Annotated in this window: 10 protein-coding genes and 4 pseudogenes; 8 read left to right on the forward strand and 6 right to left on the reverse strand. The window is 43.4% G+C overall.

Annotated features, from left to right (window positions below):
• The first annotated feature begins 37 nt into the window (after positions 1 to 37).
• From ACM0OZ_RS32690 to psbA, 5 genes are all read left to right on the forward strand, one after another.
• A complete protein-coding gene (locus ACM0OZ_RS32690; protein ID WP_414586998.1) occupies positions 38 to 1,018 on the forward strand; it encodes an ABC transporter ATP-binding protein in 981 nt (326 codons plus the stop codon).
• A complete protein-coding gene (locus tag ACM0OZ_RS32695) occupies positions 1,008 to 1,811 on the forward strand; it encodes a hypothetical protein (protein ID WP_414586999.1) in 804 nt (267 codons plus the stop codon). The genes ACM0OZ_RS32690 and ACM0OZ_RS32695 overlap by 11 nt, the downstream gene beginning before the upstream one ends.
• 179 nt (positions 1,812 to 1,990) lie before the next feature.
• Entirely contained in the window at positions 1,991 to 2,251 is a 261-nt protein-coding gene (locus tag ACM0OZ_RS32700; RefSeq protein WP_414587000.1) for a hypothetical protein, read from the forward strand.
• A gap of 788 nt (positions 2,252 to 3,039) precedes the next feature.
• Complete coding sequence (locus tag ACM0OZ_RS32705; protein ID WP_414587001.1) at positions 3,040 to 4,029, forward strand: tyrosine-type recombinase/integrase; 990 nt, start codon at positions 3,040 to 3,042, stop codon at positions 4,027 to 4,029.
• A gap of 332 nt (positions 4,030 to 4,361) precedes the next feature.
• Positions 4,362 to 5,444: a photosystem II q(b) protein gene (psbA, locus tag ACM0OZ_RS32710; RefSeq protein ID WP_414587004.1), complete on the forward strand. Its 1,083-nt coding sequence runs from the start codon at positions 4,362 to 4,364 to the stop codon at positions 5,442 to 5,444.
• 301 nt (positions 5,445 to 5,745) lie between these two features.
• Here psbA and ACM0OZ_RS32715 read toward each other — a convergent pair.
• The 3 pseudogenes from ACM0OZ_RS32715 to ACM0OZ_RS32725 form a co-directional block, all read right to left on the reverse strand.
• Positions 5,746 to 6,048, reverse strand: a pseudogene (locus tag ACM0OZ_RS32715) (LysR substrate-binding domain-containing protein); the annotation flags it as partial.
• Positions 6,049 to 6,113: 65 nt separating this feature from the next.
• A pseudogene (gene iscB, locus ACM0OZ_RS32720) lies at positions 6,114 to 7,399 on the reverse strand (RNA-guided endonuclease IscB).
• 232 nt (positions 7,400 to 7,631) lie between these two features.
• Positions 7,632 to 7,748, reverse strand: a pseudogene (locus ACM0OZ_RS32725) (LysR family transcriptional regulator); the annotation flags it as partial.
• A 2-nt stretch (positions 7,749 to 7,750) separates the two neighbouring features.
• On the opposite strand from ACM0OZ_RS32725, the pseudogene ACM0OZ_RS32730 reads away from it, so the two are divergent.
• Together ACM0OZ_RS32730 and ACM0OZ_RS32735 are read left to right on the forward strand one after the other, a co-directional pair.
• A pseudogene (locus tag ACM0OZ_RS32730) lies at positions 7,751 to 7,945 on the forward strand (short-chain dehydrogenase); the annotation flags it as partial.
• Between the two features lie 6 nt (positions 7,946 to 7,951).
• Positions 7,952 to 8,869 carry an SMP-30/gluconolactonase/LRE family protein gene (locus ACM0OZ_RS32735; protein WP_414587005.1) on the forward strand — a complete coding sequence of 306 codons (918 nt, stop codon included), beginning with the start codon at positions 7,952 to 7,954 and terminating at the stop codon, positions 8,867 to 8,869.
• A 118-nt stretch (positions 8,870 to 8,987) separates the two neighbouring features.
• On the opposite strand, the gene ACM0OZ_RS32740 is transcribed toward ACM0OZ_RS32735, so the two are convergent.
• Together ACM0OZ_RS32740 and parA are read right to left on the reverse strand one after the other, a co-directional pair.
• Positions 8,988 to 9,122 carry a hypothetical protein gene (locus ACM0OZ_RS32740; RefSeq protein WP_414587006.1) on the reverse strand — a complete coding sequence of 45 codons (135 nt, stop codon included), beginning with the start codon at positions 9,120 to 9,122 and terminating at the stop codon, positions 8,988 to 8,990.
• 63 nt (positions 9,123 to 9,185) lie between these two features.
• Positions 9,186 to 9,866: a ParA family partition ATPase gene (parA, locus tag ACM0OZ_RS32745; RefSeq protein ID WP_414587007.1), complete on the reverse strand. Its 681-nt coding sequence runs from the start codon at positions 9,864 to 9,866 to the stop codon at positions 9,186 to 9,188.
• A gap of 217 nt (positions 9,867 to 10,083) precedes the next feature.
• Between parA and ACM0OZ_RS32750 the strand changes: the two genes are divergently transcribed.
• The gene (locus ACM0OZ_RS32750; protein WP_414587008.1) at positions 10,084 to 10,485 is read left to right on the forward strand and encodes a hypothetical protein; all 402 of its coding nucleotides are present in this window, start codon (positions 10,084 to 10,086) and stop codon (positions 10,483 to 10,485) included.
• 272 nt (positions 10,486 to 10,757) lie between these two features.
• On the opposite strand, the gene ACM0OZ_RS32755 is transcribed toward ACM0OZ_RS32750, so the two are convergent.
• On the reverse strand, positions 10,758 to 14,912 hold the full coding sequence (locus ACM0OZ_RS32755; RefSeq protein ID WP_414587009.1) for an eIF2A-related protein: 4,155 nt from the start codon (positions 14,910 to 14,912) through the stop codon (positions 10,758 to 10,760).
• Between the last annotated feature and the right edge of the window lie 23 nt (positions 14,913 to 14,935).

Genomic DNA, 14,935 nt, shown 5'->3' on the forward strand with positions numbered 1-14,935 from the left:
AAAATCTCATTTTTTAGTTCAAATCACACATAGCCAGATGATGCAACCCGATTTAATTATCTTGACAAAAGACTTAACTAAAACCTACGGTCGAAAACCTGTTATCGACAGATTGAATTTAGCCGTACCACGCGGCTCAATTTGTGGTTTTCTCGGTCCCAATGGAGCAGGCAAAAGTACCACAATCAAGCTGTTACTGGGACTGGTAAAACCTTCAAGTGGTGACGGTACTATTCTCGGAAAAAGTATCATCACAGACAGCGTTAGTATTCGAGAACAAGTTGGCTTCCTCGCACAAGAGCCACGCTTCTATGGACATTTGAGCGCCCGCGAAACCCTACGTTTTGTTGCCTCGTTCTTTTTCAAAGGTTCCAAAGCTATAATCGAAAATCGAATTGACGAAATAATTCAGCTTGTGGGCTTAGATGGAAAAGCAGACCGTCCGGTGAGGAATTTCTCTGGAGGTGAGCGTCAGCGTCTCGGTATTGCTCAAGCTGCAATCAACTCCCCAGAGTTAATTATTCTCGATGAACCTGCGTCTGCTTTAGACCCATTGGGAAGACGCGATATGTTAAAAATTCTTGAAAGCTTTCGGGGACGAAGTACAGTTTTTTATTCGACCCATATTCTCGATGATGTACAAAGGGTGAGCGATAGCGTAGTAATTCTCAAACACGGTAGATTAATCGCTCAAGGTTCGATTCAAGAATTACTTGCAGGCGATCGCAGCCAATTCCACATCACAGTACGCGGTGACGGATCTCAGGTACGCGCGAACCTCATCAATGTACCTTGGATTAAAGCTATTACCACCGAAGAGGGATTTCCAGATATCAAGAATAATCTCACAACAAAGCTGCAAATCAATGTCACGAACCCGAATGCTGCTGAAAATGAACTTTTACGGCTCGTACTGGCAGATAGTCAAACTGTTGTCACAAGTTTTGGAAGGACATCATACGAACTTGAAGATGTCTTTGTGGATTTAATTGAGGGAGAAACTGAACATGAACCTTAAAACATCTGCAAGGAAGTCAGGATTACAACCCATAGAAAGCAGTTGGCTGCGCGGTTTTCGTCCCATTTATGAAAAAGAATTGGTGCGCTGGTTTGCAAAAAAGCGTTGGATATCTCACTTAGTCCTTTGGATTGGACTATCAGCAGTGCCAACAATTTCCCTTATTACAATGGGTGGTACAGCGTTGTCCGCAAATCAAGGTATTGGAATCTTATCATTATTTCTGTGGTTGGGTACTACACCAATGTCGATTGGAACTATTGTACTGAGTCAAGGTGCAATTATTGAAGAGAAATTAACTTCTACTTTACTTTGGATTTGTTCTAAACCCCTTTCCCGTCCAGCCTTTATCTTGGGAAAATTTGCAGCTTATGCAGTTTTTATTGCTTCAATAATGCTGGGTACACCAGCGCTCATCGTGTATGTTACTGCCGGAATCTTCGGACTACCTTCGCTGGTTTCATTGTTAAACTATCTCATCAGTGTTTTGATGATTTATTTGCTGTTGCTGTTTCTTCTGGCAGTGACTCTGATGCTGGGAACCTTCTTTAATAACATTGGCATCGTAACTGCGCTCGCGCTTTTGGTTTTTATTGGGGGAGCGAGTTTAAATACAAATCAGCAGTTAAGGCAAATTGAACCCGTAAGTTTCGCAGCCCTGCAACGCTATGCAGTTGAAGCTGTAGCAGGTCATATACCATCCCAAGCTTTGATTGCAATGGGTGTTACGTTTTTATTAACCGTCGGATGTCTGGCGCTCGCATCTTGGCAGATGGAGCGGCATGAATTCTAGTTTTCAAATATTGAAGGTGCAGAGCTTTTCTAGTTACAGCTATTTTCAGGTAAATAGACCACATTTGCCGTAGGGGCAGAGCATTGCAGTGTCCTTACAGTGACACCCCAAATCCCTAGCCGCAGCGCGAAGCAAAGCAGCCTGCTTAACGTAACACCACAGCCACCGATTAGTCATACTTGGACTACACCACGTCAACCGGTGATGCTGCTGGTATAGAAACTAGTGTAGAAACTCGTCTTGCCCAACTGGAAGCATTACTGGCAAATCGTAGTGAAGAAGGTATAGACCATAGTATAGAAACAAGACTTGGTAGCTTGGAAATCAAACTCTCAACAGTTACAGCAGCCACAACAGTAGTCACAAAGGAGCTCTTTCGGTACACAAGGGAGTTTTATCAAGTCCGGATAAATAGTGTTCGTGGCGCTGCCACTTGCTAGAACCAATGATAGCAGGCGTACGCTCGGACTCGCGCAGCAGCGAGCCTGATAAACTTTGCGTCTCTTGACGCAACCACGCTTTCTTGATGTAAGTACCCCATACTTACCGAGGCGGAGCTTTTTCCTTGGCTTTGACAATAGGGATGACCTTTGGCTGTTCGACCTGTTCAGATTCGTTGTTTCGTTCGTAGTAGACGTATGGGATAAACCCACCGACGAGCGCAAACGATCGCGCGAGCGATTCGTTAAGTGCCAGAATGCTTGAGCAGAACTTGTCAATCTACTGACAAGTAAGGAAGAGGAATGGAAGCGGCGGTGCGCCGTTCTCCGGATTCACTTCTGAACAATTGCAATATCAGAGAGACGCAAGTACAGACAATTTTGATAGCAATGTTGATATCACCCAAAATCTGAAAAAGGATTTTGCGGAACATACAGACACTGCAATTGGGCTATTTTAGTACATTTGCACGAGTTGAACTTTAGCAAACGAAAAAATTTTTCCAGGGGTAACATCGTCCATGAAAGCGATTCAGTACAACCGCTTTCATGGACAGTACATTAATCACCACACCAACTGGCATAAGCGTACCAGTTGTTCCGGTTGTTTTGTACAAAAAAATACACTTTTCACGTAGAAAGCAAAAATCTCAACCCAAGCCAATCCTTATAGTCAGTAAAATCTGTCTGTATGTTCAAAAGAAGAGGAATATGTGGTAGTAACGGTTGTCCTGTGTGTGGTAGTGTAGGACGTTAATGAAAAGCTGCATTGTCATTAACGTAGGGAGATGGATAGATTAAGTAAAAGTACTGAAAGTTCAATTGCCGATGTTGCCAGCCAGCTGCAAACCAGCAATGATTTTTTGGCGGAGTTGCAGCAGAAAGCGGCTACCACCCAGCGGGGGTATGCTGGCAATATACGGATATTTTTTGAGTATTTTTTGCAAAGGAAACCCACCGGACGGGACGTTGAGGAGTTTTGGGCGTTGGACTCTGAGGTGGCTAACGGGTTAATTATCAAGTTTAAGAATCATCTGGTGGCACAGGGTAGGAAGGGGGCAACGATTAACCGTTATTTGGCGGCGATTAAGTATTTAATTAAGGTGGGACGGAACTTGAAGCGCTGCCGATATCACTTTGATAGCGATCGCATCTCCTCTCTGAAAGTGACAAAATACAGAGATACGCGGGGTGTAGATGTCTCGGAGTACAACAAAGTTTTTGATGTCATTGATACCACCTGCGCTAAGGGGAAGCGGGATTATGCTTTATTTCTGCTGCTTTGGTCTAATGTCCTACGCAGGGGTGAGGTTGCAAAGTTAACAGTGGGAGATTTTGATTACCACGAAAATACGTTAACTGTTTATGGTAAGGGCAAGGGGAATGATGAAACTAGGATTGACTTAAACCCAGTGGTGGCGGAGGCGATTAGCGATTGGTTGGGCTGTCGTACAAATGTCAAACCAAGGGACCCGTTGTTCATTGCGCTGGACTTCCACAATTATGGTCATCAGCTGACGGGCGATGGTATCTATGCAATTGTGAGAAAAACCTGCGAACGCGCTGGCATCAAAAAGCGGATGACGCCCCATAAAATAAGGCATTCCGGTATTACGGATGCTCTTGATTTGGCGGAGGGTGATTACCGGAAGGTGCAGCACCTTAGCCGTCATGCTGACCCTAGGACAATTCTAGTTTATGAGGACAATAAAAATCAATACCAATTGGAGTTAACTAATAAATTGGCAGCTCGTGTTGGGAAAAGGCGGCAATCCTAATAATAATTAGCACTCTTTGTTTGGATTTGAGGATGAAGAGGACATAAGACAAGCGTTTTCGGTCTAAATTTCCGCTTTTGTCAGGGTTTCACCCAACCCCTGCTTGCGCACTATGCTCTGCGTCATCGCAGTCGAAGAGTGCTTAGTACGGATTTTGCAGCTTTTTTGCGTCGGTTATGCTCCCATCATCGTATAAGCAAATTTGATAATAGAGATAAGAAAAGATTCTAGAAAACCCCTTGCTTTTGTAAACGAGTGTAAAGTATTGTAAAGACAAGCAAAGGAAATTTGCTTAACATCATACATACCTAAACAACCGCAATCATAAAACCATGACAGCAACCTTACAACGTCGCGAAAGCGCCAATGTCTGGGGTCGCTTCTGCGAGTGGATCACCAGCACCGAAAACCGCTTATACATCGGTTGGTTCGGCGTCCTCATGATCCCCACCCTGCTTGCAGCAACCACCTGCTTCATCATCGCATTCGTAGCAGCACCTCCCGTTGACATCGATGGTATCCGTGAGCCTGTTGCAGGTTCATTGGTATACGGCAACAACATCATCTCTGGTGCAGTTGTTCCTTCTTCCAACGCTATTGGTTTGCACTTCTACCCCATCTGGGAAGCAGCTTCCTTAGATGAGTGGTTGTACAACGGTGGTCCATACCAGTTGGTAGTATTCCACTTCCTGATTGGCGTATTCTGCTACTTAGGTCGTGAGTGGGAACTGTCCTACCGCTTGGGTATGCGTCCTTGGATCTGCGTAGCATTCTCTGCTCCTGTAGCAGCAGCAACCGCAGTATTCTTGATTTACCCCATTGGTCAAGGTTCCTTCTCTGATGGTATGCCCTTGGGTATCTCTGGTACATTCAACTTCATGTTGGTGTTCCAAGCAGAGCACAACATCCTGATGCACCCCTTCCACCAACTTGGTGTAGCAGGTGTATTCGGTGGTAGCTTGTTCAGTGCAATGCACGGTTCTTTGGTAACCTCTTCCTTGGTTCGTGAAACAACCGAAACCGAATCTCAGAACTACGGTTACAAGTTCGGTCAAGAAGAAGAAACCTACAACATCGTTGCAGCACACGGCTACTTCGGTCGCTTGATCTTCCAATACGCTTCATTCAACAACAGCCGCAGCTTGCACTTCTTCCTGGCTGCATGGCCTGTGATTGGAATCTGGTTCACCGCACTGGGCGTAAGCACCATGGCGTTCAACCTCAACGGTTTCAACTTCAACTCCAGCGTGATTGATTCTCAAGGTCGTGTCATCGGCACTTGGGCGGACATCCTCAACCGCGCTAACCTGGGTATGGAAGTCATGCACGAGCGTAACGCTCACAACTTCCCTCTAGACTTGGCTGCAACTGAAGTTGCTCCTGTTGCTTTGAGCGCTCCTGCTATCAACGGCTAATAGCTAATATCTAACTCATCAAAAGCGCTCTCCAAAGATGGAGAGCGCTTTTTGCATGGCTCGGGGCGTGAGTAGGAGCGACCTGCAATTATAAGCGCGTTGAATTTTAGGCTAATCCCAAAGACCATCGTTGCTACTTTTGATGAGAAAGCATGGTTACAGAAGTTCGCCAGTGTAGCCAAAAGTCCAAGGAAATTGCCCAAAAATACTCTGGAAGGGTTTAACCTTTCCAGAGTATTTTTTAGCGTTATCACAGCAACTCGTCTGTACCCCACCCCACGTTAGAACACGAACTTCTGTGTTAAATTCCCTCACAAACGCTTTTGAGCATCTGTCGTAACCAACAATTTGCCAGATCCTGATCTGTAAGTTTGCTCCACAGCATTGAAATCATCCACGGTTGTGTTTGTACAGGAAGTTCAAAAATTTCTAATGTGCCTTGACATATAAACGGTGCTACCAATCGTGATGGAACAGCAGCAACCAAGTCACTCGACGAAATGATTGCTGGTAGCACTAGTAAATGAGGAGTCGTCAAAACAACTCGACGCTTTTGATTGTACTGAGCCAGCACCTTGTCGATTTCACCAAAGTCCTCGCGCCGTGGAAGCCCCTGGCTTTAGACATGGGGGTAAGGCGCAGGCGATTTCAATCGCCGTCAAAATTGCTTCAAAAAGTATAACTATATCCATCCTTTTTGTGAATTGCTGAACAATATTTGTGACTGATGCCTGAAATTCTTCCAGTCTTGGTAGCAATATCAAAACTACCTGCGGCACGACACAAAACACGCCCTAAATATTCGCCAACTTTCTTACCATTAGTGACCACAGCTTTAACAATATCTCCAGTATTAAAACCATAATGAATCTGTTTATTTGTACGGTGACGAGTAGGGAAACCGAATTTATCTGTACCAGCCATCTGTCTAGTACCATGACCATTTGCAGTTATCAACAAAAGCTTGATACCTTTAATTTTTAAAATCGGTGTTGATTTTCCAACACAAGCGGCATCTAACCAATGACTTTTCTCTAGGTTTTGATTATTGCGATTGAACTTTGTTAAACCTCCCGAACCTGTTTCTATAGGTAAGCCAGTTTCTTTTAATATGTTCAACAATGCGAATCTGGTTGTGTTTACTGCGGCTGCATCAGCTAGTGGTCTTTTTGCTTGTTTTAAGATTTTCTCTAATCTAGAAGGGTCTTTTTTTAAGAACTCTTTAATATTCTTAGTCCCTTTTTTTGTGTTGCATTTTTCGCAACTCAAGGTAAGATTTGTGATGGAATTACTGCCCCCTTTGGCTCTAGGGTGAATGTGTTCTACCTGTAGTGGCACGTCTTTGACACCACAATAAGCACATTGTCTACTCCACTTTTCTAATAGATATTCTCTGGTTTCATAACCAGCCAAAGTACCTTGTTGATACTCTTTTCCTTGAATTTCTGGATGACGCATCAACTGCATATCAAAGCGTACTAATTCCTGACTGATAGCTTCTATTGGCGCAAGTTGGCGTAATCTCTCAACCCAAGTTTTGATATTTTCAACACGACAATGCATACGCTTGGTGCTAACCATCCATCTGGACGTGTTCTATTTAAGAATCTTGGCGCACGGTAACGAGTTTTTCTAGCCCGTCTACCGCGTCGTAATTGTCGCCTAGAAGTTAAAGCATCTCTAATTGTAAAACCTCTATGTTTTAGTTCTGCTGCAAATACAACTTCCCCTGTAGTATCGTTGACTAATGCAATCCCTGTTACTTTTGCGCCAGGGTCAAGCTTTAATCGCAGTGGTGTAAGGAGTGAATCTGGACGTGATTCTTTGAGAATAATGGTGAACGGAAAGCGGCGATAGACTGCTGCTTTTTTGTTCCTTAATAATTGTCTTGCTTGTGCTGAGTGAATTGGGTCTAGTGGTCTTTTTTCGGTATCTAAAACAAATACTTTGCACATAAAGTGCCTCCGCAGCGGGTAAAGTTAGCTTCGATAATGTTAGAGATCGGTACTATGCGCTCCGACACTGGTTTAACCCTTTAAGCCTGTTTAATCGTTCGCTTCTAGAGCAGGGAACTAGCGGAAGCATTCCCTGGTAGGTCTTGAACTCTTGCCTCTAACGTAGCCATTTAAGGCTTAATCTGGTCAGATGTGGGCTTTTTTCAAGCCCCGCCCTTTAGGGCTGGGGTTTCTGACCTACTTCATCTTGTCTGATGGTGAAAAGAGCATGGAGAAGATTAGCAAAGGTTTCTGGTGTGATAGTATCCTGAGTGATGATGGGATGTCCACGGCGACAGATGCCGACAAATTGGTGCTAATATTCTCGTTAATGCCTATTCTCCAGGTTGGATGAAAACCGATATGGGAGGCGAGAATGCACCATTTACCGCAGAAGAAGGAGCTGAAACCGCTGTCTATTTAGCAACGCTTCCAGATGGGGGAGCGCAAGGACTATTTTTTGCAGAGATGCGGAAGTTTGGTGGGCCGATTCAATTACAGTGGTAGGTTTTTATGGAAAATTCAGCAATGTTACCCCCTATTTACGCGGATACGCCGATAGAATTGGCTCCTGCCAAAATCATTACCTCATTTGCTCACAATACTTTCTTAGAAAATTTAGCGATCGCTCCAGATGGCACAATATTTGTGACCAATCATGAGGTCGGCAAGATTGTTCGCATTACTCCAGATGGCAATCAGCAGATCCATGCCAGTGTTGAAGGTAAAGTCAGCGGTCTGGCTTTAACTAGCAATGGCGGTTTGGTAGCAACTGGATGGAATGCTAATTCTATATCAGTAGTCTCATTAATTACCGCAGATGGCAAAGTAGAAACGTTGCTAACACTGCCAGATGCAATATTTCTCAATGGGATTACGCCACTTTCTCACACTCAGTATTTAGCAGCGGATTCTTACCGAGGTGCAATTTGGTTGATTGATATTGCCCAACGCCATAGCTCAATTTGGCTAGAACATTCTTTACTGGCTCGTAGCAATGCGGAAAACGTCATTCCTGCTGCTAATGGTTTGAAGCGTTTTGGTAACTCACTCTACGTTTCAAATACGGAAAAGATGTTGTTGTTACGGATTCCTATTGACCTTACAAATGAACCCAGTGAGCCAGAAATCTTTGTGGAGCAAACCAATATTGATGACTTTGCATTTGACGTGGAAGGCAACCTTTACGGAGCAACGCACATTTATAACAGCGTTGTGAAGATTACACCAGATGGCAATACAACTATTATTACTCAAGCCGAACAAGGTGTAATTGGCAGTACAGCAGTTGCTTTTGGTCAAACAGAAAGCGATCGCACCGCCATCTATGTTGTGATGAATGGGGGAATGTTTTTACCGCCGCCTACGGGTATAGTTCCTGCTAACGTTGTTCGACTTGAAGTTGGGAAAGCTGGACATCCCTTAGTTTGAGAGTGATTCAACCATGTTTCCGTTACTAAAACTCAAATTGAATTTTTGATGATGACATAGATGATGCAAATGGGCGTAAATAGAAGGTTCGTGCAACCAGGGGCAATTTAGTATGATGTCACATTTCCTTAGGGTGGTCTTCTCGTGCAATCTGCATCTTTGCCATCAGCGCACTCGCTACCGGATTCGCCTCAGAGAGAGTATTTTGGTTTTTCCCCTCCACCATCTCCTTAGCACCATTGACAAACAGCACCTTCTAATGACGCTATTTACAAAAATATAAATAGTATAAATGATAAAAACTATATAAATAGTTTTAACTTTTTCTCTTATGGTACTTCATCCCTAGTATCTCCAGGACTTCGTCAGTTAAACTCTCTATTTCTGAGATAGCAGCCGAAGCCTTACTGCCGAAATTATGAACCGTCTGACCGAACACAGCTGACTGGCGATAAACTTGCCTTAGCTGTATCTGTTTCTTAGCAAGCTCAATCCCAAACTCCGGCAAGACTTCTAAACTTTCCTGTGCCAAGGTCGTTTTTGGTTGACACTGGTTCAAGACTAGCCTGGACTGCAAGGCGTCATTGAAGTCGCTAACATTTTGAATAACTTGGCGAATACCAACCGCAGCCCACATATCCAATGGAGAAGGAATGATAGGCACCAAAGCAAGGTCTGCAATTAGCAACGCACTTTGGGGAACAGGGGAATCTGCTGCTGGCGGACAGTCGATAACGATGCAATCATAATCATCAATAAATTTTTTGACTTCGCGGTGAACTTTGTTGGTGGCTGCGCTTAACCCGACAACGGAAGCAGGAAAAGGGGTTTCATCAAGAGCGGAAGCTGCCCAGCGTGTCGCTGTCCCTTGGGGGTCAGCATCAACCACCAGAACTTTGTTACCACGTCGGGCGATCGCCCCGGCAAGCTGCATACTAACAGTTGTCTTCCCTGAGCCACCTTTCTGGTTGACAACGGCAATAATTTTGGCTGTCATAGCGTTAACCGTATTTATGATTAAAACTATATAAACTGTTTGTACTGTTTATAGTTTTTATATAGTATGTCTGATAGTTGCTATTGTTGCATAAAGTTGCGGAACAAAAAAGTTGATAAACTATATATACAGTTATAATGATTTATATCGTTATAATAGTTTTGAGAGTTTATATAGTTTAAGCTGGGAATTTTTCTTTTTCACAACGAAAGGAGCTATGACGAAGAAGAGCATGAAATCAGCTTTGACAAGTTCGTTAAAAGCTGAAAATGAAGCTGTACGGAGCCGTTTTGAGAAAGCAGAAAGCTTGCTGGAAAGTAAGACGCAGCAAGCGTCTTTGAGCTTGCCAACAGACTCGGCGCAGCAGCAGTCACTCTCAGCACTGCAACCAGCCCACAAGGAGAAGGTAATTCGTGATAGTTTCACGCTACCCTCTTTTGATTATGAATTAATCGCCACAATTAGGCAGCGATGTTTGGGGTTGGCTGTCAACGCAACAAAAAGTGAGGTGATTCGAGCTGGACTGCATATACTCCAGTCGTTATCTGACGAAGAATTGGTACAAGCGATTGATAGCCTGGAAAAGGTGAAAACAGGCAGACCGTCAGGAAAGGTATAAAGGGTATAAATTTTATATACTGTTAAAACTATATAAACTGTTTTAGAGACAAAGAGCGAAACAAACAATAAACCGCTTTGGTTCACTGCTCCGCTCGCAGTCTGCGAGTGAATATACGCTCGCAGAACGTTTTGGGTGTTTTACCAACATTTGACCCATTCTTGGGAAAACACTCAAGGTTGGTGATGCCGCTCATAACTACCACGAGAAATTGATACTTTGAGCCATCAGGTCAACGTTTTGGCTCAATGCCAAAAAATCTCAACGTTACATCAATATATAATGCCATCACAAATTTGCCGAAGGGGATTTTCTTGAGTAAGATCGTTATTAGGATTTTTCAAATAATCGTGTAAATAATCGCAACTATACACTAGTAAATTATCTAGATCGAACGTCCACAAGGTTACTGTTCCATCGTAATTAGCAGAGGCAAGTGTTTTACTGTCTGGGCTAAAACTGAGACAATAGACATGCCCAGTAGTATATTCAGTTAATCTTTTTATTAACTGACCATCTAAGCTCCAAAGTTTGATTCCTGTACCAAGAGTAGCAGAAGCAATTGTTTTGCTGTCCGGGCTAAAACTAACGCTAGTGACACAACTGCCATGAGGGAGGGTGTGAAGTAGCTGACCATCCGAACTCCAGATATTGACCGTACTGTCCTCACTAGCAGAGGCAATGGTTTTGCCGTCTGGACTGAAACTAACGCTAGTGACAACAGCTTTATGCCGAGTTAATGTGTTAAGTAATTGACCATTCAACCTCCACAGTTTAATCGTGTTGTCATGACTGGCAGAAGCAATTGTTTCACCATCGGGACTGAAACTAACGCTAGTGACATTAGCTTTATGCCGAGTTAATGTGTTAAGTAATTGACCATTCAACCTCCACAGTTTAATCGTGTTGTCATGACTGGCAGAAGCAATTGTTTCACCATCGGGACTGAAACAGACACTATGCCCAGGGAGAGTATTAAGTAACTGATCATTCATTAAATTCCAAATTTTGACCAGGTTATCATTACCAGCAGAGGCAATTATATTGCTATCCTTGGGACTGAAACAGACACTATTAACCTGACCACTATGCCCAGGAAGAGTATTAAGTAACTGACCATCTCTTGTCCAGATTTTGATCGTGCCCCCTTGACTGGCATAGGCAATTATGTTACTGTTATTCGGATTAAAATTGACACTCGTGATTTTAAAACGCTGACCACTGCTATGCTTAAGGGTTTTTGGCTCACTGGTTTTCAGACTCCAAAGTTTAATGGTTGTGTCCCAACTAGCAGAGGCAATTTTGTTACCATCCGGGCTGAAACTAACACTATCAACAGTACTGCTATGCCCAGAGAGGGTAGTAAGTAACTGACCATTAGTACTCCACAGTTTAACTGTCCCGTCTTCACTACCAGCAGCAATTGTCTCGCTGTCAGGGCTGAAGCTGATGCTAGAGATAAGTGAAGTATGCCCACGCAGGATTTTTAATCTTTGACTATCACTACTCCACAGAATGACGGTCTTGTTATTCTTATCAGCAGAGGCAATTTTGCTGCCGTCAGGGCTGAAAGTGACGTACCACCCATCTATAGTACTATGACTTAGCTGGTCATCAATACTCCACAGAATGACGGAGTTTTTTATATTAGCAAAGGCAAGTGTTTTGCCATCTGGGCTGAAAGTGACGCTAATGACAGGATCTGTATTATTATGTTCAAGGTTTTGAATTAGCGAACCATCAGTACTCCACAGTTTAACTGTCCCGTCTTCACTACCAGAAGCAATTATGCTGCCGTCAGGGCTGAAACTGATGCTCCAGATATGAGTAGTGAGCTTCTTGAAGGTGTTAAGTAGCTCACCATCCGAACTCCACAGTTTTATTACATCACTAGCAGAGGCAATTTTGCTGCCGTCAGGGCTGAAAATGATGCTACTAATAATATCACTATCCCCTTCCAGGGTCTTAAGTAGCTTACCATCCTGACTCCACAATTTGATAGTTTTGTCATTGCTACCAGAGGCAATTATCTTGCCATCCGGGCTGAAACTGACAGTAGGGACATAACTATCATGTCCCATTAAGCGGTTGCACTCTTTTACTTGGTAAACTGCTTGCTGTAGAGCGACTAGCGCAGTCTGTCTCAAGAAAGTCTCTTCTGTCAAAGAGGCGTTTTGAAGTCGTTTGACTGCTTGTACACCATTAATCAAAGCTTCCAACTGTTTATTAGCTAGTAAGGAAGCTTCAGAAGCTTGAGTAAAAGCAGATATTGTTTGCTTTAGCTCTTCTCTTTTCTGGCGTTCGTGCTCTTGCTGACTTGCCTGAATAAACTCTAGAGCAAGAGACGATAGTTCCTCAGTGTTAATATCATCCTCTATCAACTTTTTAGCTTGTGCCAATTGTAACCCTTTAAAAAGGTAGTCTGTAGATTTACCTTCCTTTTCCCATTCTTCAGTAGCAGCTTGAATTTTCCTCTGGGTTTTCAATGCATCGCGGCTTTTATCTACCCATTCCCGCAAAACTGGCCAGTGGCGAATTAAAGCTTCATGAGCAATATCAACTACTGCTACTCGTCCAGATTTTCCGCTTTTTTCTGCTATCTCAGTAACAATGAGCTTTTTATCTGCCAATCGCTGAACAACTTGGTTAATAAGCTCCTCCGAATATTTTTTATTTACTAAATCCTGTTGACACACACGTCTACGAGTATCTTCCGTACCTTCTCCCAGTTGTGTTAGCGATACAAAAATATGTCGTACTGCTGACTTTTGCGTTTCATCAGAAAATGATTCGTAGACTTCAGTCGCACGTTGACGCAGCGTACCCGTTACACCACCAAGTTTGACATAATTATTGAGACGCAAGCAGTTGTCAGTGCGCTGCTTCCACATTTCGGTTAATGTGTACTCCAATAAAGGTAAATAACCAGGCGCATTTTTGACATCTTTTAGTATCTGTTCAACCAGTTCCGACTCAATCTCTAAATTTACCTGCGTTGCTGGCTGAACAACTACTTGTCTCAACTCTTCCTCTGTCATAGGTGTGACTGTCACTAGGCTTTGCTGTATTTCTTGTGCCAGTCCGCTATATTCTTGTTCTGTACATTTACCAAAGAAATCCGACCGCATTGTTAGCACCAAGCAAAGTTTATTGCTTATCTTTCGTACTGCACCTAACAAGCACTCAAAAAACTGCTGTCGTTCTTTGATGTCCTGGCACAAAGTAAAGGCTTCCTCAAATTGATCTACCACTAACACTACCTTTTCAGTGTCAGCATCTTTTATTAGGTTCTCTAAGGCAACTGCACCATTAGCAGCAATCAATTGTTTTATTTTTTCTACTTGAGCGTATCCGTCAATATATGATAATCCAGGATCGGTAAATGCCAATGCTAAACTTTGTAGGGGCTGTTCACCAGGTTTTAATATCCTGATTTGCCAATTGTTGCTACTGGATAACCGCTGTCCCAGTTTCAGCTGATAAAGTAATCCAGCCCTTACAACACTAGACTTACCGCTACCTGATGCCCCTAAAACGGCAAGAAAATTACTAGTACGTACTTTTTCTAATAATTGGTCAGTTAGCGCAGTACGTCCATAGAAATACTTTGCGTCTTCTTCCGTACAGTCAAAATAAGCTAATCCTTTGTAAGGACAAATAGCTTGTTCAGATTTAGCGGTAGAATCAAGAGTATTTAGTGTCCGCCTCCGGGTAAGATTAATTGGCTCACCTGAATAGCTATAGACTGGGCTTTGGGGGAAGCTATTCTCTTGCTGGCTGATAAAATTTATGAGGGCAGCGTTGGTCACCCATCGGTCTTGTTTAGGTTCTAGTCCTTCTAGCAAGACGTTCGTTAGAACGCTATACTTACTACCAATTCCTTCCTGTGCCACTTCATGTGCTCGTGAAGCAGCAATAAAACAGCGGTCGCGTCCTTTGCCCCTCTCTCCCGGATCTGCTTCATCAAGATTCAGTATTTCCCCACTGTAACAGCAATCTAAAATGATCATCTGCTGTCGTACTTCACTTTCTTGCAGCACTTGTCGCAACCATCGTAGTGGTAGCCCATACTTACCGTCTTCAGGGTTAACATTACTAGTCGCTAAAAAGCCTTCTACAATCCCCATGTCTTTACGTAGCCCATGTCCTGAAAAATACAACAGTGCTGTGTCGGGAATTTGGCGGCTTTTTGGCATAAAGAGTAGGGCTATTGCTTTTTCTAACACATTCAAATTGACTGGGGATTTTTTACCAACACGAGGGGTGTTATTTTCCATATCCTTGACCGCAGGTAGTCGCGTTACTTTAAATTCCCCGTATTGTTCTAGCCGTTGCGCGATCGCCTCAGCATCCTCTGCTGGTGCGTTAAGATTCATTGAGGCGAGGTTATAAGTATTAATTCCAACTACCAAAGCATCGCGACTCATTGCAGAAAGCCCTGTGAGAGTTG

This window comes from Scytonema sp. PCC 10023 (assembly GCF_963920835.1).
Lineage (GTDB): Bacteria > Cyanobacteriota > Cyanobacteriia > Cyanobacteriales > Nostocaceae > Kalymmatonema.